This window comes from Paenibacillus sp. RU5M (genome assembly GCF_900221055.1).
Classification (GTDB): domain Bacteria; phylum Bacillota; class Bacilli; order Paenibacillales; family Paenibacillaceae; genus Paenibacillus; species Paenibacillus marchantiae.
The window spans coordinates 614,368-640,847 of sequence record NZ_OBQM01000002.1 but is presented as its reverse complement, the minus strand read 5'-3'; the positions used below and the strand labels follow the sequence as shown (position 1 = coordinate 640,847).

General features: G+C 46.6%; 23 protein-coding genes. All 23 read left to right on the top strand.

The window, feature by feature from the left end:
- The first annotated feature begins 15 nt into the window (after nt 1-15).
- The 23 genes from rnpM to yfmH all read left to right on the top strand — a co-directional run bounded on the left by rnpM (nt 16) and on the right by yfmH (nt 26,480).
- On the top strand, nt 16-324 hold the full coding sequence (rnpM, locus tag CRO25_RS08670; protein WP_053783828.1) for an RNase P modulator RnpM: 309 nt from the start codon (nt 16-18) through the stop codon (nt 322-324).
- A complete protein-coding gene (locus tag CRO25_RS08665; protein ID WP_029880929.1) occupies nt 314-643 on the top strand; it encodes a YlxQ family RNA-binding protein in 330 nt (109 codons plus the stop codon). Before rnpM ends, CRO25_RS08665 begins: the two co-directional genes overlap by 11 nt.
- Complete coding sequence (infB, locus tag CRO25_RS08660; RefSeq protein ID WP_079694672.1) at nt 636-3,218, top strand: translation initiation factor IF-2; 2,583 nt, start codon at nt 636-638, stop codon at nt 3,216-3,218. The genes CRO25_RS08665 and infB overlap by 8 nt, the downstream gene beginning before the upstream one ends.
- Before the next feature lie 25 nt (nt 3,219-3,243).
- Nucleotides 3,244-3,603: a 30S ribosome-binding factor RbfA gene (gene rbfA, locus CRO25_RS08655; RefSeq protein WP_063566376.1), complete on the top strand. Its 360-nt coding sequence runs from the start codon at nt 3,244-3,246 to the stop codon at nt 3,601-3,603.
- A 19-nt stretch (nt 3,604-3,622) separates the two neighbouring features.
- Nucleotides 3,623-4,600 carry a bifunctional oligoribonuclease/PAP phosphatase NrnA gene (locus CRO25_RS08650; RefSeq protein ID WP_079694671.1) on the top strand — a complete coding sequence of 326 codons (978 nt, stop codon included), beginning with the start codon at nt 3,623-3,625 and terminating at the stop codon, nt 4,598-4,600.
- Nucleotides 4,594-5,517, top strand: a complete 924-nt coding sequence (gene truB / locus CRO25_RS08645) for a tRNA pseudouridine(55) synthase TruB (RefSeq protein ID WP_063566374.1) — start codon at nt 4,594-4,596, stop codon at nt 5,515-5,517. Before CRO25_RS08650 ends, truB begins: the two co-directional genes overlap by 7 nt.
- Nucleotides 5,518-5,583: 66 nt before the next feature.
- Nucleotides 5,584-6,522: a bifunctional riboflavin kinase/FAD synthetase gene (locus CRO25_RS08640; RefSeq protein WP_079694929.1), complete on the top strand. Its 939-nt coding sequence runs from the start codon at nt 5,584-5,586 to the stop codon at nt 6,520-6,522.
- A gap of 159 nt (nt 6,523-6,681) precedes the next feature.
- Nucleotides 6,682-6,951 carry a 30S ribosomal protein S15 gene (gene rpsO / locus CRO25_RS08635; protein WP_056700672.1) on the top strand — a complete coding sequence of 90 codons (270 nt, stop codon included), beginning with the start codon at nt 6,682-6,684 and terminating at the stop codon, nt 6,949-6,951.
- Nucleotides 6,952-7,203: 252 nt separating this feature from the next.
- Nucleotides 7,204-9,306, top strand: a complete 2,103-nt coding sequence (pnp, locus tag CRO25_RS08630; protein WP_063566373.1) for a polyribonucleotide nucleotidyltransferase — start codon at nt 7,204-7,206, stop codon at nt 9,304-9,306.
- A 222-nt stretch (nt 9,307-9,528) separates the two neighbouring features.
- The gene (locus CRO25_RS08625; RefSeq protein ID WP_076289532.1) at nt 9,529-10,524 is read left to right on the top strand and encodes a polysaccharide deacetylase family protein; all 996 of its coding nucleotides are present in this window, start codon (nt 9,529-9,531) and stop codon (nt 10,522-10,524) included.
- Between the two features lie 98 nt (nt 10,525-10,622).
- Nucleotides 10,623-11,906, top strand: a complete 1,284-nt coding sequence (locus CRO25_RS08620) for a pitrilysin family protein (protein ID WP_072732415.1) — start codon at nt 10,623-10,625, stop codon at nt 11,904-11,906.
- The gene (gene dut / locus CRO25_RS08615) at nt 11,866-12,312 is read left to right on the top strand and encodes a dUTP diphosphatase (RefSeq protein WP_170867769.1); all 447 of its coding nucleotides are present in this window, start codon (nt 11,866-11,868) and stop codon (nt 12,310-12,312) included. Before CRO25_RS08620 ends, dut begins: the two co-directional genes overlap by 41 nt.
- A gap of 226 nt (nt 12,313-12,538) precedes the next feature.
- Nucleotides 12,539-13,438, top strand: coding sequence for a dipicolinate synthase subunit DpsA (gene dpsA, locus CRO25_RS08610; protein WP_079694670.1), 900 nt, complete (start codon nt 12,539-12,541; stop codon nt 13,436-13,438).
- Nucleotides 13,435-14,031 carry a dipicolinate synthase subunit B gene (locus CRO25_RS08605; protein WP_024630269.1) on the top strand — a complete coding sequence of 199 codons (597 nt, stop codon included), beginning with the start codon at nt 13,435-13,437 and terminating at the stop codon, nt 14,029-14,031. Before dpsA ends, CRO25_RS08605 begins: the two co-directional genes overlap by 4 nt.
- A gap of 421 nt (nt 14,032-14,452) precedes the next feature.
- Nucleotides 14,453-15,670 (top strand): aspartate kinase, encoded by a 1,218-nt coding sequence (gene dapG / locus CRO25_RS08600; RefSeq protein ID WP_063566369.1) that lies wholly within the window; start codon nt 14,453-14,455, stop codon nt 15,668-15,670.
- Between the two features lie 47 nt (nt 15,671-15,717).
- Nucleotides 15,718-16,593: a 4-hydroxy-tetrahydrodipicolinate synthase gene (dapA, locus tag CRO25_RS08595; RefSeq protein ID WP_079694669.1), complete on the top strand. Its 876-nt coding sequence runs from the start codon at nt 15,718-15,720 to the stop codon at nt 16,591-16,593.
- A gap of 477 nt (nt 16,594-17,070) precedes the next feature.
- Nucleotides 17,071-18,750: a ribonuclease J gene (locus tag CRO25_RS08590; protein ID WP_063566368.1), complete on the top strand. Its 1,680-nt coding sequence runs from the start codon at nt 17,071-17,073 to the stop codon at nt 18,748-18,750.
- A 215-nt stretch (nt 18,751-18,965) separates the two neighbouring features.
- Entirely contained in the window at nt 18,966-19,739 is a 774-nt protein-coding gene (locus tag CRO25_RS08585; protein WP_371121193.1) for a ClpP family protease, read from the top strand.
- Complete coding sequence (locus tag CRO25_RS08580; RefSeq protein ID WP_079694668.1) at nt 19,736-19,966, top strand: YlzJ-like family protein; 231 nt, start codon at nt 19,736-19,738, stop codon at nt 19,964-19,966. The genes CRO25_RS08585 and CRO25_RS08580 overlap by 4 nt, the downstream gene beginning before the upstream one ends.
- Before the next feature lie 90 nt (nt 19,967-20,056).
- Entirely contained in the window at nt 20,057-22,771 is a 2,715-nt protein-coding gene (locus CRO25_RS08575; RefSeq protein WP_063566366.1) for a DNA translocase FtsK, read from the top strand.
- Between the two features lie 187 nt (nt 22,772-22,958).
- Nucleotides 22,959-23,789: a spore cortex-lytic enzyme gene (gene sleB, locus CRO25_RS08570; protein WP_063566365.1), complete on the top strand. Its 831-nt coding sequence runs from the start codon at nt 22,959-22,961 to the stop codon at nt 23,787-23,789.
- A 126-nt stretch (nt 23,790-23,915) separates the two neighbouring features.
- Nucleotides 23,916-25,196 carry an EF-P 5-aminopentanol modification-associated protein YfmF gene (gene yfmF / locus CRO25_RS08565; protein WP_063566364.1) on the top strand — a complete coding sequence of 427 codons (1,281 nt, stop codon included), beginning with the start codon at nt 23,916-23,918 and terminating at the stop codon, nt 25,194-25,196.
- 3 nt (nt 25,197-25,199) lie between these two features.
- Nucleotides 25,200-26,480 (top strand): EF-P 5-aminopentanol modification-associated protein YfmH, encoded by a 1,281-nt coding sequence (gene yfmH / locus CRO25_RS08560; RefSeq protein ID WP_063566363.1) that lies wholly within the window; start codon nt 25,200-25,202, stop codon nt 26,478-26,480.

Sequence of the window (26,480 nt, the reverse complement as noted above, 5' to 3'; positions counted from 1 at the left end):
GGGGGGCGCTAACGTATGAAAACTAAAAAAGTGCCGCTGCGCAAATGTGTGGCGTGTCAGGAAATGATGCCCAAAAAGCAGCTGATCCGTATCGTTAAAACGCCAGAGGATGAAGTGCTGATCGATTTGACTGGCAAAAAGTCCGGACGTGGTGCTTATTTATGCGGCAAAGAGTCCTGTTTTAAGCTTGCACTCAAAAACCGGTCTTTGGATCGGGCGCTAAAGGGCAAAGTCTCACCGGAAATTTATGAGCAATTGGCAGCTGATTTCGTTGCGGTAGAAGACGAATTCATAGCAGCACAGGAGCGTGAACATGATGAATAATAAAACATTGTCTTATCTGGGACTCTCCATGCGCGCAGGCAAACTTGTGACAGGTGAAGAAATTGTACTTAAAGCGATCCGTTCTTCCGAAGCTAAAATGGTTATTGTTGCGGGTGACGCCTCGGCCAATACACAAAAGAAATTTCGCGACAAATGCGGGACATATAAAGTTCCACTGGTGATCGGATTTGACCGGGATAGTCTGGGTTCAAGTATCGGTAAAGAAACGCGGGTTGTTCTTGCAGTAACGGATCGAGGGTTTGCAAAAATGATCTCCAAGCAAGTCGGTATAATGTCGGAGGTGGAGTATATTGAGTAAACAGGAAAACAAGGATAAATTGCGAGTTTATGAATATGCGAAGTCCCTTAATATGAGTAGTAAAGAAATTATAACCATTCTTAAAAAGCTGGATATTCCCGTAAACAATCATATGAGTGTCATGGAGAATGGTTCAGTCGGTAAGGTGGAACAATTTTTTAAAGACATAAAATCCACTGCCGCTTCCAAACAAAGCAGCGAAGCAAAATCCGTTGCTACTTCGTCAGTGCGCAGTGACAAAACAGTGGACAGCAACAAGCCGGCCGGCGGAGTGAACACGCCGAACAGCAGCAACCCATCCGGTAGTCCCGTACAAACAAAAATACAACAGGAAAAGCAGGTAGGTATGAACAATAGACCAAACTCCAACAATAACAATGGCTCCCAAAGACCTAGCGGCCAAGACAGCCGCAACAGAACGAACTCTTCCCAAGGCTCAAGCCAAGGAGGACAATCAACTAACCGTCCAAGACCAGCTCAAGGTGGACAAAGCAGCACAGCATCCCGTCCGCAAAGTACGGGTCAACGTCCATCGAACACCGGTGGCGGGCAAACAAGAACTGCTGGACCGAACAGCGGTGGCAACACTGGCACTGGCGGCAACCGTACCGGTGGCCAAGGACAGAGCTCAGCACAAGGCCAACGCAGAGGCGGCCAAGGTAATTCCAGCAACAACAACAATAGCGGCAACCGTTCGAACAGCGGTGGCGGTGGACGTCGTTATGATGACAACCGTGGCGGCAACTTCCGCGGTAATCGTGGCGGCAAGAACAATCGCAACAGAAATCAACAACAGTACCAACAACGTGAGAAAATTGATAACACACCTAAGAAAATCATCGTACGTGGTGACATGACTGTTGGTGAAACAGCGAAGTTGCTCCATAAAGATGCTTCCGAAGTTATCAAAAAACTCATTGCAATGGGTGTAATGGCAACGATTAACCAAGAGCTTGATATCGAAACAATTCTGCTGCTTGCTGGAGAGTTCGGTGTTGAGGTTGAAGTGAAAATTGTCCTTGAAGATGACCGTTTCGAAACACTGGAAGAGAATGATGATCCTGCTGACTTGCAGTCTCGTCCACCGGTAGTTACGATTATGGGTCACGTTGACCATGGTAAAACAACATTGCTTGATGCGATTCGTTCAACGAATGTAACGGGCGGAGAAGCAGGCGGCATCACGCAGCATATCGGTGCTTATCAAGTTGAAATTAACAACAAAAAAATTACGTTCCTGGATACACCAGGTCACGAAGCGTTTACTGCTATGCGTGCACGTGGAGCACAGGTTACGGATATTACCATTATTGTTGTAGCTGCAGATGACGGTGTTATGCCACAAACCGTTGAGGCGATCAACCATGCCAAAGCTGCTGGGCTTCCAATTATCGTAGCTGTCAACAAAATTGACAAGCCGGGTGCAGATGCGGATAAAGTAAAACAAGAATTGACCAACTATGAACTCGTTCCGGAAGAGTGGGGCGGCGACACCATCTTTGTTAACGTTTCGGCGAAACAAAGAATCGGTCTAGAAGGTCTGCTTGAAATGATTCTGCTCGTTGCAGAAGTGAACGAGTACAAAGCGAACCCGGACAAACGTGCCCGTGGTACAGTGATCGAAGCCGAGCTGGATAAAGGACGTGGCCCAGTTGCCCGTATTCTCGTACAGCACGGTACATTGAAAGTCGGAGATGCTTTTGTTGCAGGTAACTGCTTCGGTCGTGTACGTGCGATGGTGAATGACAAAGGTCGCCGTTTAAAAGAAGCTGGACCTTCAACACCTGTAGAAATTACTGGTCTGACTGAAGTTCCAGGTGCGGGAGATCCGTTCATGGTGTTTGAAGACGAGCGTAAAGCGCGTTCTATCGCCGACAAACGTGCCATTACACAACGTGAATCCGATCTGGGTACAAACACACGTGTGACATTGGATGATCTGTTCCAACACATCAAAGATGGTGAAATCAAAGATCTGAACGTAATCATCAAAGGTGACGTACAAGGTTCGGTTGAAGCATTGAAAGGTTCCCTTGCGAAGATCGAAGTTGAAGGTGTACGCGTGAAAATCATTCATAGCGGCGCTGGTGCAATCACAGAGTCCGACATCATTTTGGCTGCAGCATCCAATGCCATCGTCATTGGTTTCAACGTTCGTCCTGATAATCAGGCGAAAGCGACTGCGGATCAAGAGCAAGTAGACGTTCGTCTGCATCGCGTTATCTACAGCGTTATCGAAGAAATTGAACAAGCGATGAAAGGTATGCTTGATCCGATTTACAAAGAAAAAGTAATCGGTCATGCTGAAGTTCGTAGCACGTTCTCCATTAGTAAAGTCGGTACCATTGCTGGATGTATGGTTACCTCCGGTAAAATTACGCGTTCCGCGGAAGCACGTCTGATTCGTGATGGCATCGTCCTTTACGAAGGCAAGCTGGATTCCCTGAAACGTTACAAAGATGATGCCAAAGAAGTAGCCCAAGGTTACGAATGTGGTATCACGCTGGATAAATACAATGATCTCAAAGAAGGCGACATTATCGAAGCCTTCATTATGGAGACAGTACAACGATAAGCAAGGAAGCATGAGGTGAACAACAATGGCTAAGATTCGTACAGGTAGAGTGGGCGAGCAGATCAAGAAAGAATTAAGTCTGCTCATCCAGTCTGAACTGAAAGATCCTCGTATCGGCTTTATTACCGTAACGGGAGTCGAAGTGACAGGCGACTTGTCGCAAGCCAAGGTTTATCTGAGTGTCTTCGGTGAACAGGAACAAAAGGATAACTCGCTTAAAGCGCTGGCAAAAGCAAATGGATTTTTGCGTTCAGAACTGGGCAAGCGTATCCGTTTTCGACATGTTCCCGAGTTGATATTCAAGATTGACGAATCTATTGCATATGGCAGCCGAATTGAGAAGCTGCTTGGTGATATCGGTACCGACAAGAACGAATCCCAGTAACAGAATAAAGGAGACGGCAATGCACACTTATGAACAGGTGCTTCAGGACGGAAAGCAATTTCTGCTGGAGCATGATGATTACCTGGTCGTGTCGCATGTACAGCCGGACGGTGACGCAGTCAGCTCGACGGTAACGGTGGGCTGGCTGCTGTCATGTCTGGGCAAGACATTCACGATGATTAATGAAGGTGAAATTCCACAACGCATGAATTTTCTGTGGGAAGCTGGCAAGATCGTGAACATGACCGAACAACCACCGGCGCGGAAATATAAAGCGATAATCTGTGTGGATTGTGCAGACTTTTCCAGAGTAGGCCTGACTCGTCATTATTTCGAAGAAGATGCTCTCATTTTAAATATTGATCATCATCCGACCAATGACGCTTATGGCACAGTAAACATCATTAAGCCAGACGCTGCAGCAACGGCTGAAATTTTGTTTGATTTCCTCAACCTTTTCCCAGTGAATTGGAATAAAGATGTGGCTACAGCAGTCTATACAGGATTGCTAACAGACACAGGTGGATTCCGCTATGCCAATACGAGTCCTAATGTGATGACGACCGCCTCCAAATTGCTTGAACATGGTGTAGATGGACCTTATCTCGCACAGATTTTGCTTGAGCAGGTTACGCTACCCCAAGTCCGTATATTGAATCAGGCTCTCTCAAGTCTGCAAATGACTGACGATGGTAAGATTGCTTGGGTGGTTATTACACCAGAAGACATGATCGCTTGTGGTGCAGCCAACGAAGATCTTGAAGGGGTAGTCAATTACCCGCGTAACATTCAAGGTGTGGAAGTAGGCATCTTTTTTAAAGTGATCAATGACAATGCGGTGAAAGTATCTCTCCGGTCAGCTGGCAAGGTTGATGTTGCCTCGCTAGCACAGAACTTTGGTGGAGGCGGACATGTACTCGCAGCTGGATGTCGCGTAGAGGGCAAGTTGAAAGATATCGTGGAACTAGTGCTGAAGCAGGTGAATGCTCAATGGTAAAACCATTTGAAGGTGTACTTCCGGTGTATAAACCAGCGGGATTTACTTCTCATGATGTTGTGGCCAAAATGCGTCGCATTCTCAAAATGAAACGTATTGGTCATACAGGCACATTGGACCCGCAAGTTACTGGCGTACTACCGCTTTGCCTAGGACGTGCAACACGTGTGGTGGAGTACATGCAGGAGCTTCCCAAGGAATACCTGGCAACGCTACGACTGGGTCTGTCTACTGACACGGAGGATATGACAGGTGAAGTTATTGAGCGGTCGGAGACGGCTGTTAAGGTGACACAGGAGCAGGTTGAGCAGGTGCTGGAGCAATTCCTGGGCACCATCTCACAGGTTCCACCTATGTATTCTGCAGTCAAAGTGGATGGGAAACGTCTTTACGAGTTAGCTCGTGAAGGAAAAACGGTAGAGCGCAAGAGTCGGGAAGTTACGATCTATGAGCTGGAATTGACAGGAATTGAGAATCAAGGCGACACTACGGATATATCGTTCCGTGCTTTATGTTCCAAAGGGACATACATTCGAACGTTATGCGTGGATATTGGCAAAAAATTGGGATATCCGTCCACCATGCTACACCTGGAGCGTACGATATCGGCTGGGATTTCTGCTGATCATTGCCTTCATTTTGAAGAAGTGGAACAACGCATGATCGATGGAACGTTAGCCGAGGTGTTGATTCCGGTTGATGAAGCCATCTCTTCCATTCCGGCTCATACGGTGGGTGCGGATCAGACCAAGGGAGCACTTCAGGGCCAGAAATTATCGGCGCGTTTGCTCGAACCGCCTGCAGAACAACCTGGTCTACTGCGGTTATATGATCAGGATGGGACGTTTCTGGGGATATTTGAGCGGGATGAATTGAAAGCAACGGTGAGAGCTGTTAAAGTCTTTTTGCCGGAATAAAGAGGTTCCTGGTTTGAGTGGTGGTACTCAAGCCTGGCCTATCAAGTGAAATGCAGGTGAATGATTGTGAAAACCGTAATGCTAACCTATCCGCAGACGTTACAATCGGCTGTTCAGGGCACACATCCCCAAGTGCTCGCGATCGGTCAATTTGACGGGCTGCATCTCGGACATGCAAGTGTCATTTTGTCAGCTGTCCGCATTGCACGCGAAACGGGCATGCAGGCAGCGGTGATGACCTTTCATCCTCATCCGAAGGAAGTTATGCGCAAAGGGGATTACGAGGGTTATCTAACTCCCTTGAGAGATAAAGAAGACATCCTGGCAGGGATGGGTGTAGACGTGCTCTACGTGGTCGAATTCAATGAGGAGTTCTCAAGGTTGACGCCGCAGCAATTCGCACATAATCTGCTGCTTCCGCTTCAGACTCGAACAGCGGTAGTTGGTTTTGACTTCCGCTTCGGTCACAAGGGAGCAGGGGATGAGCAGCTTCTTCGCACATTGGGAGAAGGCGAAATGACAGTCGAGACTGTGCCTCCATTCCTGTTAAATGGTGAGAAGGTAAGCAGTTCTCTCATTCGTGGCCTGTTGAAGCGTGGAGAAATGGACGAAGCCAGTCAATGGCTCGGACGACCTTACAGCATCAGGGGAATCGTAATTCATGGAGAGAAGCGTGGGCGGACCATTGGTTTCCCTACCGCTAACCTTGAACTTACGGATCATTATGTTACGCCAGCGAAAGGTGTTTACGCTGTTCGTGTGCAGTATGGGGAGCAGGAACTGCGTGGCGTCATGAACCTTGGTGTGAAACCTACCTTTCACGAAAACGGGATGAAACCTACGTTTGAGGTGCACTTGCTTGATTTTGATGGGCAGATATATGACCAGGAATTAAAGGTTGATCTCGTTCACTACATTCGTGCAGAGCGAAAATTTGACTCGATTGATGCTTTGATCAGTCAGATTCGTGAAGATGCATTAACCGCCGCCCGCCTATTATCGTAAAGCTCAGGACAAAATACATGTTTACATTTACTTTGTCTGGGCAACTATGATATAATGTACTACGTTGTCGTTTGAGACAACACATAACCTTGGCTTGGTTACTTGCTCTCACCGGCGGTGACGAGGCTAATGGCGATTATAATGAAGGAGGTGAATAGGATGGCATTGACTCAAGAACGTAAACAACAACTGATCGACGAGCACAAAACTCATGAGTCCGATACTGGATCACCTGAGGTGCAAGTTGCTATCCTTACGGAAAACATCAGAAGTTTGACAGACCACTTGCGTACGCACAAGAAAGACCACCACTCACGTCGTGGACTTTTGAAAATGGTAGGTCAACGTCGTAAGCTTTTGGCTTACGTGAAAAACAAAGATGTTAAACGTTACAGCGCACTGATCGAAAAACTCGGATTGCGTCGTTAATTATCGTACATGTTTTCAAAATCAACCTGGCTGTTATCCGTCATTCCTTTGTCTAAAAGGACAAGCGGAGCTTACAGCCGGGTTGTTTTGTAGATGAACATGTTGCCATATATTTGTAGCTGATGGCTCCGCAAGGAGCTTTTGTTTTGCAAGTGAGCATGTTGCTGTAGAGTTAATGAATGCAGGACAAGCAGGAAATACTGTGAAAATGCAGAATCCATTGTGTTAGGAACGAATAAAAGGAGGGATTTCATGGAACAGCGTGTTGAAATGCAGCTTGGTGGAAGAACGCTTACGCTTGAAACAGGGCGTTTGGCCAAGCAGGCTAATGCTGCCGTTAAGGTAACGTACGGGGATACCGTTGTATTGTGTACCGTGACAGCATCAAGTGAGCCTAAAGATCTGGACTTTTTCCCATTAACGGTAAACTATGAAGAAAGATTGTATGCCGTAGGTAAAATCCCAGGTGGATTTATTAAACGTGAAGGCAGACCAAGTGAGAAAGCGATTCTTTCGAGCCGTTTGACAGACCGTCCGATTCGTCCTTTGTTCCCGGAAGGTTTCCGTAATGATGTACAAGTTCTGAATATCGTTATGAGTGTGGATCAGGACTGCGAACCGCAAATTGCTGCCATGATCGGTACATCGGCTGCACTGAGCATTTCGGATGTTCCATTTAGCGGACCGATTGGTGGTGTGAAAGTTGGACGTATTAATGGTGAGTTCATCATCAACCCAACGATTGCACAGCTAGAGGTAAGTGAGATTGAACTCGTTGTAGCAGGAACCAAAGATGCCATCATGATGGTTGAAGCGGAAGCGAACGAAGTTCCGGAAGAAGTAATGCTGGAAGCAATCATGTTCGGACATGACGAGATCAAGAACATTGTTGCAGTCATCGAACAACTCGTACAAGTGGCTGGTAAAGAAAAAATGGCTGTGAAATTGCATGCCGTTAATGCTGAAGTTAACAGCAGTGTACGTGAGTTCGCCAGTGCTCGTCTGGTTGAAGCTGTTAAAATTGCTGAAAAACATGCGCGTCAGGATGCAATCGATCTTGTGAATGACGAAACCGTTGCTCACTTCGAAGAGAAGTATATTGAGACTCCAGAACTGCTCAAAGATGTGAAAGAAGTGCTGCACGATATCGTCAAAGAAGAAGTGCGCCGCCTTATCACACATGATAAAGTTCGTCCGGATGGACGTGGACTCGCTGAGATCCGTCCAATTGAATGTGATACTTCCCTGCTGCCACGTACTCACGGTTCAGGTCTGTTCACTCGTGGACAAACACAGGCGCTCAGCATTTGTACACTTGGTGCACTGGGTGATGTTCAAATTTTGGACGGAATCAGTCTTGAAGAAACGAAACGTTTCATGCATCACTATAACTTCCCACCGTTCAGCGTAGGTGAAGCTCGTCCATTGCGTGCTCCAGGCCGTCGCGAAATCGGACATGGTGCTCTGGGTGAGCGTGCTCTTTCCAAAGTAATTCCTTCCGAAACAGACTTCCCATACACAATTCGTCTGGTATCCGAAGTATTGGAATCCAACGGTTCAACTTCCCAGGCAAGTATCTGTGCCAGCACATTGGCTATGATGGATGCAGGTGTACCAATCAAAGCTCCAGTTGCGGGTGTAGCTATGGGTCTGATCAAAGACGGAGATCATGTATCCATCCTGAGTGATATTCAAGGTATGGAAGATCACCTCGGTGACATGGACTTCAAAGTAGCAGGAACACCTGATGGTGTAACAGCTATTCAAATGGATATCAAAATTGATGGTATTGATCGTCAAATTTTGTCCGAAGCATTGGCTCAAGCCAAAGAAGGTCGTATGCACATCTTGAGCAAAATGACCGAAGTGATGAAAACTCCACGTGAGCAGTTGTCACAATATGCACCTAAAATTACAACCATGCATATCAATCCGGACAAAATCCGTGATGTTATCGGTGCAGGTGGTAAAATTATCAATAAAATCATCGAGGAAACCGGTGTTAAAATTGATATTGAACAAGATGGACGTGTCTTTATCGCTTCTTCCAACCAAGAGATGAATGATAAAGCCAAATCGATTATCGAAGGCATCGTACGTGAAGTACTGGTCGGCGAGATTTATGTAGGTAAAGTAAAACGTGTTGAGAAGTTTGGTGCATTTGTTGAAGTGCTGCCGAACAAAGAAGGTCTGGTACACATCTCACAATTGTCCACAGAGCGTGTCGCTAAAGTGGAAGATGTTGTTGCCATTGGTGATTCCATTACGGTAAAAGTAACGGAAATTGACCCACAAGGCCGTATCAACTTGTCCCGCAAAGCCGTATTGACTGCCGAAGCTCCAGCTCAATCATAGGCTGCGTGCCATCATTTTTTTGAAAAGATAGATTGAATGAAGAGACAGAATGTGAATTTCTGGCTCTTTTTTTAACGTTTAAATACCTTTATGAAATCGATTGTCTACTCATAAGGCCTCTGAATCCAGCTTTGAAGATACTTTACATGAACAGCTTGTTTTATTCATATTCTTGCACTTGTCCTCATATGATGGGGACAAAGACGGCGGGAGGATGGAGCTGTGGGAAACCAATCCAAAAAGCTGGCGGCTGTTCTGGTAGGTATGGCAGCTGTCATACTGGTCGGACAAGTGGGCAGTGTACGTACATACATTACGGAAATCCGTGATGGGCCAGGCACGCAAAATGCATTTGATATGTTCAAAGAGGCAACCGGAGAAGATCAGCTGTTGTCGGCGATCCGGGATAAAGCGGCCGAAACGAAAATCGCTCCGGTAAATGCCAGAGTGGATCGGGTCTGGAAAGCGATACCCGGGTATAACGGAATAGAAATTGATGTGGAAGCCACGTATCGCAAAGCACTTGGTGGGACGCTGAATACTAAGATAGCGTATGTCTATCGGCAGACTGTACCTGAAATCCAGCTTAAAGATTTGGGTGCACACCCGATTTACCGGGGGAATGCCGAGAAACCAATGGTGTCTTTCATGATTAATGTAGCGTGGGGCAATGAATTCATTATCCCGATGCTAGATACGCTTGACGCCGAAAAAGTCAAAGCTACTTTTTTTCTGGATGGAAGCTGGTTGAGCAAAAACGAAGAACTGGCTAAAGAGATCCAAAAGCGTGGACATGAGTTATCAAATCATGCATACTCACATCCGAATATGAGTCGGTTGAGTACGGAGCGAGCCAAGCTGGAAATCAGCAAAACCCAGGACCTGCTCAAAGAAAAATTGGGTGTGGAGAACCACTGGTTTGCTCCACCTTCCGGTGATTTTAATCAACAAACAGTCGACATTGCTTCTGGCATGGGACTTCAAACGGTACTTTGGACACTGGATACGGTGGATTGGCGCAAACCAAGTTCTGCTTCTGTTGTAGCCAAGATCGCCAAAAACGTAGAAGCCGGTACATTAATTCTGATGCACCCCACGGCTGCTTCTTCAGGAGCTTTAAAAGGAATGATTGATTCCATACGGGCCAAGGGTTTGACGCTTGGAACCGTTAGCGAAACGTTGTCATCCGAGCGCGTGAAGGGATCAGCGGTTGAGTGAATGATGTTTTTTTGTTACTATCAAACAGTTGGAACCAAATGTCGATTTCAATTTTGCGTTGAAATCCAGGCAATTATAGAGATGTAGGAGGGCCAACCGTGAAAAAAATTCAGCTGGGCAATGGCCTCAGAGTTGTCATGGAACAGATTCCGACCTGTCGTTCCGTGTCATTTGGAATATGGGTCAAGACAGGTTCTCGCAATGAGCAGCCTGCAAGCAACGGAGTGTCACACTTTATTGAGCACATGCTGTTCAAAGGAACGGATCGTTATGATGCCAAAGCGATTGCGGAGCAATTCGATGCCATTGGTGGTAACGTGAATGCGTTCACTTCGAAAGAATACACTTGTTATTACGCCAAAGTATTGGATGAACATCTGCCAATAGCTGTCGATGTGTTATCCGATATGTTCTTCCGCTCTAAAATGGATGATGGTGAACTGCTTAAGGAGAAAAACGTCATTCTGGAAGAAATATCGATGTATGAGGATACGCCGGATGACATGGTGCATGATCTTATGGCTTTGGCCGCCTATGGTGAGCATCCGCTCGCTTACCCAATTCTGGGTACTGAAGAGCGTCTCAAGGCGATGGACTCCAGCCATCTGCGTGCATATATGAAGGAGCACTATACGATTGAGAATACCGTTATTAGTATTGCAGGGAATATTGATGACAGTGTGATCGATTTGATGGAAAAGCATTTTGGTGCTTTTGATGTCAATGGTGTATCTGAACAAGTCACGCTGCCTGCATTCCAGAGCGGACAACTCTTTCACAAAAAGAAAACGGAACAGAATCATATCTGTATCTCGTTCCCGGGATGTAAGATCGGAGATCCGCTTCAGTTCGCGATGGTCGTGCTGAATAATGCGATTGGCGGAGGTATGAGCTCCAGACTGTTCCAGGAAATTCGGGAGAAACGTGGCCTTGCTTATTCCGTTTATTCGTATCATAGTTCCCATGCGGATAGTGGACTCTTCACCATCTATGCAGGTACAGCGCCGAAACAGACGAAAGAAGTTCTGGATCTGACCAAAGAGGTTCTGAACGATCTGGCTGTAAATGGATTGTCAGAAGATGAGCTGCGCAAAGGAAAAGAACAGCTGAAAGGCAGTTTGATCCTCAGTTTGGAAAGCACGGGCAGCCGCATGAACCGTCTGGGCAAAAACGAGCTGATGCTGGGCAGACACCACACGCTGGACGAAATGATTGCCAAAATTGAAGAAGTAACGATGGACGATGTCGATGCTGTGCTGGACCTGATGTTTGCCGAGCCATTTGCGCTCGCTATGGTCGGTGCTTCGGATCGTACGATCGCTGGATTAAGAAGGGATGATTTTGTTGCATTACGTTCAAATTCAAAAGTTACCGGGCAATGAAGATATTAAGTTGCCTCAAAAAATGTCAGAGCTGGCCTCCGGCTTTGATGTAGTTGCGGCATTACAAGAAGAGGTTGTATTGCAGCCGGGACAGCGTACGTTGATTCCTACGGGACTCGCGATGGCTATGCCAGCTGGATTGGAGGCACAGGTTCGCCCTCGCAGCGGTCTGGCTTTCAAACATGGGATTACGTGTCTGAACACACCGGGCACCATTGATGCCGATTATCGCGGGGAAGTTAAGGTCCTTCTGATCAATCTGGGTCAGGAGCCATTCACGATTGTACGTGGGGAGCGTATTGCCCAAATCGTCTTTCAAACGGTTCCAGCAGTTGAATTAACAGAGGTAGCTGAACTGTCGGAAACTGTACGTGGAGAAGGCGGATTCGGTCATACCGGGAAATAAAGGATTTGAAACCAAGCTGTAAATAAGAGCATCTTCTGTAATAAGAGCTTCACAGTTTAATTTACTGAGCATGTTCTCGAAGAGTCGTCCCGAGGGGGCGGCTCTTTTTTCTTTTTTTGAACGATAGAGATAATTTTTCTTTGCATGCTTCAATTTTAATGTTTCACCCCCCTGTGGGCCACTGCATACGATAAGGCATACATGTGGTGAAAGGAGTGACGTCCCGATGCTGACCGGTGTCCGGATTATAGTCCTGGGCGGAGATGCGCGGCAGCTTGAAGTCATTCAAAAATGCGCAGAGCTGGATGCTACGGTAAGTGTGGTGGGCTTCGACAAGCTGGAGCGTTCCATTCCGGGTATCGAACACCAGGAATTGGAGGACGATGTATTTGCTTCGGCAGATGTGCTGGTGCTTCCTGTGGTCGGGTGTGATGATCAGGGGAAAGTGAGCACTTCGTTCAGTGATACACCGATTTTACTGAAAAAGGAACATGTTGCGGCATTGCCGGAGCATTGTATTGTGTTCACAGGTATGGCGAAGCCTTTTTTACGTGATTTGTGCCGGGAAAATGGTCTACGGCTTGTTGAAGTACTCGATCGTGATGACATCGCGCTCTACAACTCCATTCCGACAGCTGAAGGCGCCATTGCCATGGCGATTCGGGAGACGGACTTCACGATCCACGGCTCGGAATGCATTGTGCTTGGCTTGGGTCGAACAGGTTTCACAATGGCCAAAACGCTTCAGGGACTTGGGGCAAATGTACGGGTAGGAATCAGGCGCGAAGAGGATGCTGCTCGAGCAGCCATAATGGGCTGGAAGCCTTTCATGACAACGGATTTGGCCGCTCAAACCGGGGAAGTTGACTTGCTTTTTAATACGATACCGACTATGATAATCACAGCACAAATCCTGTCCAAAATGCCGCAAAAAGCAGTCATTATCGACCTCGCATCCGCTCCTGGCGGCTGTGATTTCCGGTATGCCGAAAAACGCGGTATCAAAGCGCTACTTGCGCCTGGCCTCCCCGGCATTGTTGCTCCCAAAACGGCTGGCGGCATTATTGCCGACGTCTTAATCCGTTTGCTTTTGGAAGAACAAAACGCACGGGAGGTTGAACAATGAACTGGCAGGGAAAAACGGTAGGTTACGCAATTACAGGTTCTCATTGTACGTTTGAAGAGGTTATGCCGGTGATTAGCCGCTTCGTAGCCGAAGGTGCCAATGTTGTCCCGATTATTTCCAATTCGGTTCTGACTACGGATACACGCTTTGGGACCGCGCAAAATTGGCAAAAACAGTTGAAAGATATAACGGGGAATGATATCATTTCTACAATTGTTGAGGCAGAGCCGTTAGGTCCTTCCAAGTTGCTCGATGTGCTCGTAATTGCTCCATGCACAGGCAACACGACGAGTAAGCTGGCTAACGCGATGACGGACAGTCCGGTTTTAATGGCAGCCAAAGCTCAGATGCGAAATCAGCGTCCGCTGGTACTCGCCATTTCCACCAATGACGGCCTTGGGTTGAATGCTGCGAACATCGCCAAACTGCTGGTGGCCAAATATTTGTATTTTGTGCCATTTGGGCAGGATGATCCAGTGAAAAAACCGAACTCGTTAGTGGCCAAAATGGAGCTCATTCCGGAGGCATGCTGGAGTGCGCTTGAAGGCAAACAGTTACAGCCAATGATTGTGCAGCGCTCTGCACAGGCTTGATAGTTCTTGGGTCCGCCGTAACATTAGTTTGTTATAGACATGGTTCTGTACAGACTTAGTTACGGGGATAACGGTTATTCGCTTGAAGAAATGAAGATGGTTCGAGAGACAAAGAAAATCATGAGGGACGTTATGCTGGTATAAACAGCTACCTGTGTCCACGTTCCTTTCATTAAAAGGGAATTCCTGCTTGCAACGATAAGGTCAGGCAAGCGGGATCAGTGCACGGGGAACGTGTGCGTCATGATCTCGATAACAACCGCGGCCTTCATATGGGATTGTTTCACTAATCTTTGATGAGGAGCGGCATGAAATGCCGTATAAAATGCTGAAATTATCGCATCGGAACGCTCCCTAGGGTGATCCATTTGTTGATTGACCCGTGTCCAGTCTTCTTGCGTACACAAATGGAGGAATAAAGATGCGCATCATGGTACAGAAATTCGGAGGTACATCTCTCTCTACCGTTCAGGCGAGAGAGCATGTGCTCCGTCATGTTAAACGTGAACTTGAAGCAGGATTGAGTCTGGTCATTGTTGTGTCAGCGATGGGTCGCCGCGGTGAGCCTTATGCGACTGATACGTTACTGGACTGGGCTGCACAGAACGGAAATGCACTCTCCGCACGCGAAAAGGATTTACTGCTGTGCTGTGGTGAAATTATTTCTGCGACGACTTTGAGCAGTCTGCTCGAACATGAAGGCATTCCAACTACAGTGCTGACCGGTGCACAAGCAGGTTTTGTGACGGACGACAATTTCGGGAATGCCCGAATTTTGGATGTCCGTCCTGTTCGTGTGCTGGAGCAGCTACAGAGTGGGCGTGTTGTCATTGTTACAGGGTTCCAGGGGCAGACCGAGAATGGTGACTTTACGACCCTTGGTCGTGGAGGAAGTGATACGTCAGCCACAGCTCTTGGTGCAGCTTTACACGCTGAGATGGTGGACATATACACAGATGTAAATGGGATACTGACAGCAGATCCACGTATCGTGGAGGACGCTCGTCCGTTGACTGTTGTGAGTTATGCCGAGATATGTAATATGGCCCATCAAGGAGCCAAGGTAATTCATCCGCGTGCAGTCGAGATTGCAATGCAATCCCAGATTCCAGTGCGTGTACGGTCTACCTTTGCAGATAGTGAAGGGACGCTGGTAACGCATCCAGAAGGATTCCAGGATGTGCAGACAGGCATTGTGGACCGATATGTAACAGGGATTGCCTATGTAAGTAATGTTACGCAAATAACGGTGGAAGTGCCGGGCGGTGCAGATCGTTTGCAGCTAAAAGTGTTCAAAACGATGGCTGAAAATTCGATTAGCGTAGATTTTATTAATGTTACCCCCCTGGGAGTTGTCTATACCGTTTTCGATAGTGATTCCGAGAAAGCTATACAGGTACTGCAGGAAATTGGTCTTAAACCGCAAAGTCTTTCCGGATGTGCCAAAGTTTCCGTCATCGGCGGAGGGATCAACGGAGTGCCAGGCATTATGGCACGGATCGTGGAATCCTTGACACTGGCGGACATCCAGATCCTGCAATCTGCAGATTCCAATACAACGATTTGGGTACTTGTGAAAAAAGAAGATATGGTTCAAGCTCTGAGGGCGCTTCACGCCTCATTCGAACTTCACTTGTAGTACTTTGAAGTCAGCGGAGCCGGACCTGTTTTGAAGGAGGAATCGAATTGGACTTTGGAAGATTGATTACAGCAATGGTCACTCCGTTCAACGAACAAGGGGGGATCCATTGGGAGGAAACTGCACGTCTGATAGACTATTTGATTGAAGATCAAAAGTCAGAGACGCTTGTTATTTCAGGAACAACTGGAGAATCTCCCACGCTTAGCGACAAAGAAAAAGTAGAACTATTCGAATTCGCAGTAAAACATGCGGCTGGACGGTGCAAAATCATTGCTGGAACGGGTAGCAATAACACCGCTCATTCAATCCATCTGACACAGGACGCTGAACGTGCTGGTGTAGATGGTGTTTTGCTTGTTGTTCCTTATTACAACAAACCAAGTCAAGAGGGAATGTTTAGACACTTTGAAGCGATCGCGAACGCGACGAAACTGCCGATTATGTTGTATAACGTTCCTGGACGTACAGCAGCCAGCCTTTCGGCTGCAACAACGCTTCGTTTGGCACAGATTCCTAACATTGTAGCTACGAAGGAATGTGTATCGTTGGAGCAAGTCACGCAGATTGCTGCGAGTGCACCGGGACATTTCAGGGTGTATTCCGGTGACGATGCTTCTGGCTTGCCAGCCATTGCTGTAGGTGCTTACGGGATCGTTAGTGTTGCTAGCCATGTGGTAGGCGCTGAGATGAAACAAATGATTGATTCATACTTCGGTGGTGCACCTGTACAGGCGGCTCAGATACATCAGAAGCTGTTTCCGGTGTTCAAAGGTCTATTCGAGTGCCCGCAGCCTTTACCGAACCCTGTAGCGGTGAAATACGCTTTGACATTGCGCGGTCTGAACGTCGGATCTGTTCGCCTTCCGCTTATAGCCGCAACAGAGGATGAGCAAGGCTTTATTCGTGGCTTGTTCAACTAGCAATAGAACGATATTGAACTGATTTGTTAACTTTTATAAACCCATAGAAATTGCAGAAGAACCGTTCCTCATTTAAGAGGAGGCGGTTCTTTTTTTTGACGATGATTGTTAGGTTTCTTTTCACAACTGGAGGCAAACGTAGAGGTTAACGAGAGAGTGACTTGTTTTTTTTGTTTTTAATCATGTATAATGATGTCAAGTGACTGGGTGCGGTATTTTTTTGAAATTGAAAGCGACATCGTTTCTTGGTGTAGCTTTGTGGTGAAAAAGGAAGGAACGGCTAAGAAGGATCATTTCAAAATCCATCTTGTTGGTGAAGGGGAATAACTTCGAAGAACTTCTTCCAAATATCGTGAATAAAGGTGCTCTTTTGCATTCATCCCTATTTACGGGCATGGGTGTGATGGACTGCTTTTCTTAACTTACAATAAAATAATAAGGTACGACGTCCAACTACCATAGGAGGTTTAGATTCATTTGTCTAAGAAAAATAACAACGATAAACTGATGATTTTTGCTTTGGGCGGCGTAGGCGAGATTGGTAAAAATATGTACGTCATCCAATACGCGAACGACATTGTAGTCGTAGATGCTGGTCTTAAATTCCCGGAAGAAGATATGCTTGGAATCGACATTGTCATTCCTGACATCTCTTATCTAACTGAAAACCGTGACAAAGTAAGAGGGATTATTTTGACTCACGGACATGAGGATCATATCGGTGGTCTGCCATATGTTCTGAAACATTTGAATGTTCCTGTATACGGAACAAAGCTTACTCTCGGACTTGTGGAGAACAAGCTGAAAGAAGCCAATTTGCTGGGTGAAACAAAACGCATCCTGATTGATGCGGATTCCGAGATTCAACTCGGCTCTGTATTGAAAGCAACGTTCTTTGCTACTAACCATAGTATTCCAGATTCCGTCGGCGTATGTGTCGAAACACCGGAAGGCGCTGTTGTTCATACAGGTGACTTTAAATTTGACCACACTCCAGTCAATGGTCAATATGCAGATCTCCAGCGTATGGCACAGATCGGAACCAATGGCGTACTTGCCCTCTTGTCCGATAGTACCAACGCAGAGAAACCTGGATTTACACCTTCGGAGAAAAATGTGGGTATCGTTCTGGAAGATATCTTCCGCAAAGCAAGCCAACGTGTCGTTGTAGCAACATTTGCTTCCAACGTACACCGGATTCAACAGGTTATCAATGCAGCTGAAGTAACTGGACGTAAAGTCGCAGTTATTGGACGTAGTATGGTAAATGTGGTGGGTATTGCTTCTGAACTGGGTTACCTTGAGATTCCAGACGGCATGATTATTGAGCCGGAAGAAGTAGGCAAAATGGCTGCAGACCGTGTAGTAATTCTCTGCACAGGTAGCCAAGGCGAGCCGATGTCAGCATTGACACGGATGGCTCGTTCCACTCATCGTAAAGTAGATATTTTGCCTGGTGATACAGTAATTATTGCTGCAACTCCAGTTCCAGGTAATGAGAAATATGTAGGCCGTACGATTGACGAACTGTTCCGTCTGGGTGCCAACGTGCATTACAGCGGTGCAAACAGTGGCGTTCACGTATCCGGTCACGGTAGCCAGGAAGAGCTGAAACTGATGCTTAACCTGATGAAACCGAAATATTTCCTGCCGATTCACGGTGAATTCCGTATGCAGCGCCGCCACGCGGTACTGGCTGAATCTGTAGGTATTGAACCAGACAACATTTTCATTACGGATATTGGTGAAGTTGTTGAAATTCAAGGTGGAGCAGCACGCAAGGCAGGTAAAGTTACTGCAGGTAACGTGTTGATCGACGGCTTGGGTGTAGGCGATGTAGGTAACATCGTATTGCGTGACCGTAAATTGCTGTCACAGGATGGCATTCTGGTTGTCGTGGTAACACTGAGCAAACAGGATGGCAAAATTGTTTCCGGTCCGGACATCATCTCCCGTGGATTTGTCTATGTACGCGAATCGGAAGGACTGCTTGATGAAGCGAATCGCATCGTCAGCAGCACATTGCAGAAGTTGATGAGTGAGAACGTTAACGAATGGGCTTCACTCAAAACGAATGTTAAAGATGCACTCGGACGCTTCTTGTATGAGCAAACTCGTCGTAGACCGATGATTTTGCCAATCATTATGGAAGTTTAAAATAAATCAAACAAAAACATAAATTCAGGCACACAGTCGCCCCTTCTCTACGAGTAATATTGGACGGTTCCTCGTAGAGAAGGGGCTTTTTTTGTTTTTTTCTGGCCTTACACCAGATTATGGAGAAATTGATGAGTAATCGGGTATAAGTCAGCTGGAACATTCCCCATACTAAGGAAATACATTACATGTTTCTGGAGAAGGGGAGTAATCGAATGAGCGAATATATGAAAAACAAGCAAACACCCAAATCGGAACAACCGGGTACCGAGACACCGGAAGTGCCTGCACAAGAGGAAAAGGCGATGTCACCTGTAACGGAGGCTATTCAGCAATTTGGACAGACGCAATCACCTGCAGCTGAATCGAACATTTTCTGTATGACCATTATCGGTCAGGTGGAAGGGCATTTAATTTTACCTCCGCAAAACAAAACAACAAAGTATGAACACCTCATTCCTCAGCTGGTTGCAGCAGAGCAGAATCAGCGAATCGAAGGAATTCTGATCATTTTAAACACGGTAGGAGGAGATGTGGAGGCGGGCTTGGCTATTGCTGAAATGATTGCTTCACTCAGCAAACCTACGGTTACTGTCGTCATTGGAGGAGGGCACAGCATCGGGGTTCCAATCGCAGTTGCTTCAACCTATTCCCTGATTGCGGGTAGTGCAACAATGACCATTCATCCGATCCGTATGAACGGACTCGTGATAGGCGTGCCTCAGACGTTTGAGTACATGGAGAAGATGCAGGAACGTGTCGTAAGATTTGTTACGTCGCACTCCAATATCTCTGAAGAAATGTTTAAGGAACTGATGTTTAAGACAGGTGAACTCAACCGCGATATCGGAACAGCTGTGGGTAGCGCAGATGCGGTTAAATATGGATTGATGGATGCCGTAGGCGGGATCGGCCAGGCCATCGCTCAATTGAATCAGCTCATAGGAGACAAAAGACAGACGCTGCAGGCAGGGGGTTATACCCAATGACACTCTACACAGTGATGCCACCTGAACTGTTGTGGTCAGGGATGTGGAATGAGGGAGAAGACACCCAGGAGATCAAGATGAACGGATTATTGATGCAGGTCAGACCTGTTAATGAAAATGAAGCTGTCATTGTACGTTTACTTGAATGCCCCTTGGAAGCTTATCTGAATCCCGCCAATATGCCCGGATCGATCGTTCCACTTTCGGGTAACCCGGGACCAACATAACGTGACCAAATAAGACAAATTGAGCAGAAAAAGAACATATGTACGGATTATATTTGTATGGTATAATATTCTTCTGGGGGTGACCTGATTTTGGCCAGAAGAAAAAAGAGGAAAAAAAAGGCCGCAGCATTTAGCGGCGTTTTAAAATATGAAATTTACGGCATTGTGCTTATTACCCTTGCTGTCATTGCCTTGTCGGGTGAAGCAACCGTAGGGCGCTCGCTTTCCAAGATGTTTGGATTGATGCTTGGCAAGTTCTATTTTGCGATTCCGCTTATAGGGATTTATTATGGCTTAATGGTGATGATTCATCGAAAATGGCCAAGTGGCTGGACAACGCGCAAGACAGGGCTCGTATTGCTGGTGTTTGCTTTAACCCTGATGAGTACCGTCTCTGCTATGCACCAGAAGCTTATACCGGTTGGAGCCCTTGAGCCTGGTGCTGTACTTACACAGATACATAATGATATGCAAACCGAGTTACTCACGCCTGCTGCGCCAGGCGAACGGGATTCGATGCTCAATAAGGACATTAGCGGCGGTTATATAGGAGCGGCGCAGTTTGCCTTGTTCTTGTGGTTGTTTGGCAGCTTGGGAGCACGATTGATTATGATCGTGATGTTCGTTATCAGTTTCATGCTAATTACCAATCTTTCTTATGTCGATCTGATTCGCATTTTCAGAACCAAGATATGGGATGCAGGAAGTGCGATGTACAAAAAGCTGGAAGCTAGACCAGCAGCACGTGCCACTTCAAGCTCTGCGGGCAAGAAAAGCGGGAATGTTCGCAAAGTGGTGCCTGTTCCAGTGGACGACGAGGAAGATGATGACGATGATATGCAGGATCAGCAACTACCGAAACGAAAAGCACCAATATTTTTCCAACTCTTTGGAAAATGGGGTTCTGATCGGGAACGGACGAAGGCTGAGCGTGGAGTGGCCGAGGATGATTCTTTAGATACGGAACATATCGTCTACCGAGCCGAGCAGGAAACGCCTGCAGATTCATGGCATGACGAGCCAATCATCGCATCCGATGTTATGGCTCCCGCAGCAGTTCCTGTGCAATCAAGACCTAATTCGGCTCCAATCATCCGTGACTTCTTTGAGCATGTCAGATCCGAGGATGCGGGTAAAGATGATGATCTGGATGATGCGTATCCTTTCCCAGATGATCTAACGGCTAACATGCAGGGAGAAGGGATCCCAATCAAGATCTCAGATGAACTTGTGGATAACAATGAGTGGCCTGGAGCGACGGATGCTGTTGAGGGTAGTTCAGACGTTGGGTCTACGTTGAGCAATGGGGCTCAAGGTTCGGTTGTTTCAGATACGGAGGGGCAGGAAGTGCAGCCAGTTAAGCCTCCACCACCACCTCCGAAACCTTATAAACTTCCGTCATTCAGACTTCTTTCCAAGCCGAACAATGGAGGCAAGGGTGGCGACCAGAAGGATTATATGCAGACTGCACGCAAGCTGGAAGCAACGCTGGAAAGCTTCGGTGTTCGTGCCAAAGTACTTGAAGTAGTCAGAGGACCTGCTGTTACACGGTATGAGATCCAACCGGATATTGGTGTGAAGGTTAGCAGAATTGTAAGTCTGACAGACGATATTGCTTTAGCCCTGGCGGCAAAAGATATCCGAATGGAAGCACCCATTCCTGGTAAATCCGCTATCGGTATTGAAGTACCTAATGGAGAGGTATCCGTAGTCACAATGCGGGAGGTTATGGAGACTGCCACATTCCAGGAAGCCGAATCCAAAGTGACCATTGCATTTGGACGAGATATCTCTGGACAGACGATCATCGGTAATCTGGCTCGTATGCCCCATTTGCTGGTGGCTGGTGCGACGGGTTCAGGTAAATCCGTATGTATCAATGGTATTATTACCAGCATCCTGTACAAAGCGAAGCCAGATGAAGTTAAATTTCTGATGGTCGATCCCAAAATGGTCGAGCTGAACGTATATAATGGTATTCCGCATCTGATGGCACCGGTCGTAACGGATCCTAAAAGGGCTTCACTTGCTCTCAAAAAGATCGTTGTTGAAATGGAGAAAAGGTATGAGCTGTTCTCCAAATCCGGTACACGTAACGTTGAAGGTTACAACAATCTGATGAAAGACAACCCAGCGGCGGTTTTGCCTTACATCGTTGTTATCGTGGACGAGCTGGCTGACCTCATGATGGTTGCCGCGGGTGACGTGGAAGATGCGATTGCTCGATTGGCTCAGATGGCGCGTGCAGCGGGTATCCATCTGATCATTGCCACACAGCGCCCTTCTGTGGATGTTATCACTGGTGTAATCAAAGCCAACATTCCGTCCCGGATTGCCTTTGGTGTATCCTCTCAAGTGGATTCTCGAACCATTTTGGATATGGGTGGGGCCGAGAAGTTGTTGGGTCGGGGAGATATGCTGTTCATGCCAATGGGAGCTTCGAAGCCGGTTCGTGTACAAGGCGCTTTCATGAGTGATGAGGAAGTTGAAAATATCGTGAATTACGTGCGTGGTCAAGGTGAAGCGCAGTATGACGAATCCATTGTGCCAGAGGTGGACGATTCCGTTCAGGCAGCAGATGAAGTGCAGGATGAGTTATATGAACAAGCAGTGCAGATTATTTTGGAGGCGAAGCAAGCTTCCGTTTCTCTACTGCAGCGCCGAATGCGAGTGGGTTACACGCGCGCAGCACGTTTGATTGACTCCATGGAGGCCCGAGGTGTAATTGGTCCTTACGAGGGCAGTAAACCAAGGGAAGTATTGATCTCACTGGAACAGTATCAACAGAATAAAATAAGCTCGTAATACACAGCATGTGTAAACGATCCAAGCCCTTAACCTTATTGGTTGAGGGCTTTTTGCATGCCATTTGACTGAAGATTTGCCATGATGTCCAATGATCGGAGGATTTGGTGCATAGGAACGAAGTATGCTTGTCATAATAACCTTAGCGATTCTGTTAATCCCACAAGAGAAAGGTAGAGCACAGTCGATGCGAAAAATGAACATATGGCTTTTCACTGCTATTTTGCTGATGTCCGCATTGGGAATTCGTTATTTGCTTCCTGGGAATACAGCAACCGAAAGTCCAAACCCAAGTACCCCGCAAGTCGAAGAGAAGTCGATACCCACCTTTAGCACCAATGCTGTGAAATATGGAAGTTACGGTCAGGATGTATACGAGCTTCAAGGCCGGCTAAAATATTTGGGATTTTACAATGGTAAAATTGACAGTAATTTCGGCAGCACTACATTGAAATCGGTAAAATGGTTTCAATCGGAATTCGGCATGAAGGCAGATGGTGTCGTTGGAGCCAAAACCAAGCTGAAACTTTACAATGCTTCAAAACAATGGTCGCCAACAGAAACACCGTTGCACAAGGATCAAACTTCAGGAGATAGTGGGAAAAATAACAATACTGCGGATAAAGAGCAGGACAATATGGGCTCAGCCAATTCCATGGGGTTGTCGGAGAACGAAATCAAAATTATGGCTAACGCCGTATATGGTGAATCTCGCGGAGAGCCATTTGAAGGTCAAGTTGCAGTAGCGGCAGTTATCCTGAATCGCGTGAAATCACCGAGTTTCCCGAACACACCGTCAGGAGTAATTTTCCAGCCGGGTGCGTTTACTGCCGTTGCAGACGGACAGATTTATCTTGAACCGAATGCACAAGCTAAAAAAGCAGTTGAACAGGCGATGAATGGTTGGGACCCATCCGGTGGATGCCTCTATTATTTTAATCCGAAGACAGCTACATCCAAATGGATATGGACACGTCCTCAGGTGAAAACAATCGGGCAGCATATATTCTGTATGTGATGATCTTGGAAGCAACCAGAAGGCGTGACTTCGGTTGCTTCTTGCCTTTTGAATGGGTTAAAATGGTTGTTACGTTTAAGCTTCACTTCTTGCACGATAAATGACGCCGTAAAGGGGTTTTGACATTTGAATACATCAGGATTTGAACGAGGAAACCGGAAAGAATTCCGCATACATGTTCTTCCTACGAAACGTTTTAAGACATTTGCGATCTCACTTTACGCAGGGGTTCCCCTGCAGGAAGATACGGTTACCAAAGTAGCCTTAACACCTTTCGTACTTCGGCGTGGGACCGAATCCTATCCGGAAACAACGCAATTTCGTGAACAATTGGAACATTTGTATGGAGCGGGTTTTGGTTTTGATGTCTATAAACGTGGCGATTACCAGATCGTACAGTTCCGTATGGACACCATTAATGATTCCTTTGTTGGTGGGGACGAGCAGCTGTTGGATCGTTCTTTTGCTTTTTTGGGAGAGGTGCTTACACGCCCTGCACAGGAGGATGGACATTTCCGAACCTCTTATGTTCAAGCTGAGCGGGAGACTGTTCGCAAAATGCTGGAGTCCATCGTCAATGACAAAATGCGTTATGCTGCGGAACGTAGTATTGAGGAGATGTGTAAAAACGAACCTTACCGCTTGCACCCGCTTGGTGAGCGAAAGGATTTGCCGGGCATTGATCCAGATACATTGACAGCTTCGTATCAGGAATGGTTACAGCAGGCAAGTATGGACTTGTATGTGGTGGGCGACACCACACTGGAAGAGGTAGAGAATCTGGTACAGCGTTATTTCAATGTAGAACGTGCCACCTCTTCCGACTATCATACACAGGAAGCTATTCGTGGAGATAAAGAAGTGGAAACCGTTGTAGAACGGCTTAATGTTAATCAGGGTAAGCTCAATATGGGGCTTCGCACGTCTATCACATATGGTGACCCTCAGTATGCGGCAGCATTGATGTATAACGGCATTCTCGGAGGATATCCTCATTCCAAGCTGTTTGTTAATGTTCGTGAAAAAGAAAGTCTGGCGTACTATGCCTCTTCGCGTTATGACGGACATAAGGGTATTGCAACGATCCAATCGGGGATCGAAATCCCCAATTACGAAAAAGCCGTTATGATTATCAAGCAGCAGCTGGATGAAATGAAGAACGGGAATATCACTGACCTGGAAATGTCTCAGACCAAAGCGATGATCCGTAATCTGCTCAAGGAAATGCAGGATTCTGCGTTTGAGCTAATTGCTTATGATTTCAATCGACAGTTATCCGGCAAAGAGCGGACCGCCGAGGAACTGCTGGCCCAGGTAGAACAGATCAGCAAAGAAAATGTTCGTGAGGCGGCAGAGAAATTCCGTCTGGATACGATTTATTTCTTGCGTGATGAGAAGGGGGAATAGTCGGTGGAGAGCATAACATACGATCGTTTGCAGGAAACGCTGTATTACGAAGTGATGGATAACGGGCTGCATGTTTATATTTTGCCTAAACCAGGTTTCCAAAAAACTTATGCCACTTTTGCAACCAAATACGGTTCGGTCGACAATCATTTTAAGGTTGAAGGACAGGAAGAAGTAAAGGTTCCGGACGGTATTGCTCATTTTCTGGAACACAAAATGTTTGAAGAACCGACAGGTGATATTTTTGCCACATTTGCTTCTCATGGAGCTTCTGCCAATGCTTTTACCAGTTTCGATCAGACTGTTTATTTGTTTTCGGCGACGGAATATGTCAATGAAAATATACAAACATTAGTTGATTTTGTGCAAAATCCTTACTTCACCGATCAGAATGTAGAAAAGGAAAAAGGGATCATCGCACAGGAAATTAATATGTATGCGGATAATCCAGATTGGCGCGTTTATTTTGGCCTGATCGAGGCGATGTATCAGAAACATCCCGTGCATATTGATATCGCCGGAACCGTTGAATCCATTGGCACCATAACCAAAGAAACGTTGTACACGTGTTACAACTCTTTTTATCATCCAAGCAACATGCTTCTGTTTGTCGTGGGTGGAGTAGACCCGCAGGAAGTGATTGATATGGTTCGTTCGAACCAGGCAAAGAAAAATTATAAACCTCAAGGGAAAATCGAGCGGATATTTGAACCGGAACCTGAGAAAGTGGGGGAAGCCAGACGTGAATCCAAGTTGGCCGTTTCCCTGCCCAAATGTTTGTTTGGCTTTAAGGAAACCGATGTGGGACTAACTGGAGAAGACCTGCTGCGCCGGGATATGACAACCAAACTAATGATGGATCTGTTATTTGGTTCCAGTACCTCGCTATTTCAAAAATTGTATGATGAAGACCTAATTTCGGACAGCTTTGGACATGAATATAACAGTTCGCCGCAATACGCTTTTTCTGCTATTGGCGGGGACACCAAAGACCCTGATCAACTGCTTGCGCGTATCCGTGAAGAAGTCGATGCTATTGTGGAAAAAGGCTTTGATGCAACCGATTTTGAGCGCGCACGCAAAAAGAAAATAGGTGGATATTTGCGTATGCTCAATTCACCAGAAAACATTGCAAATGAATTCACGCGGCAGCAATTCCGTGGTGGTGATTTTTTTAACATGCTCCCGTTGTATGAATCGCTTACACTGGAAGAGGTAAACCGCAGATTGAAAGAGCATATTCGTTGGGATCAACTGGCGATATCGCTTGTCGTGAGTCCTTAA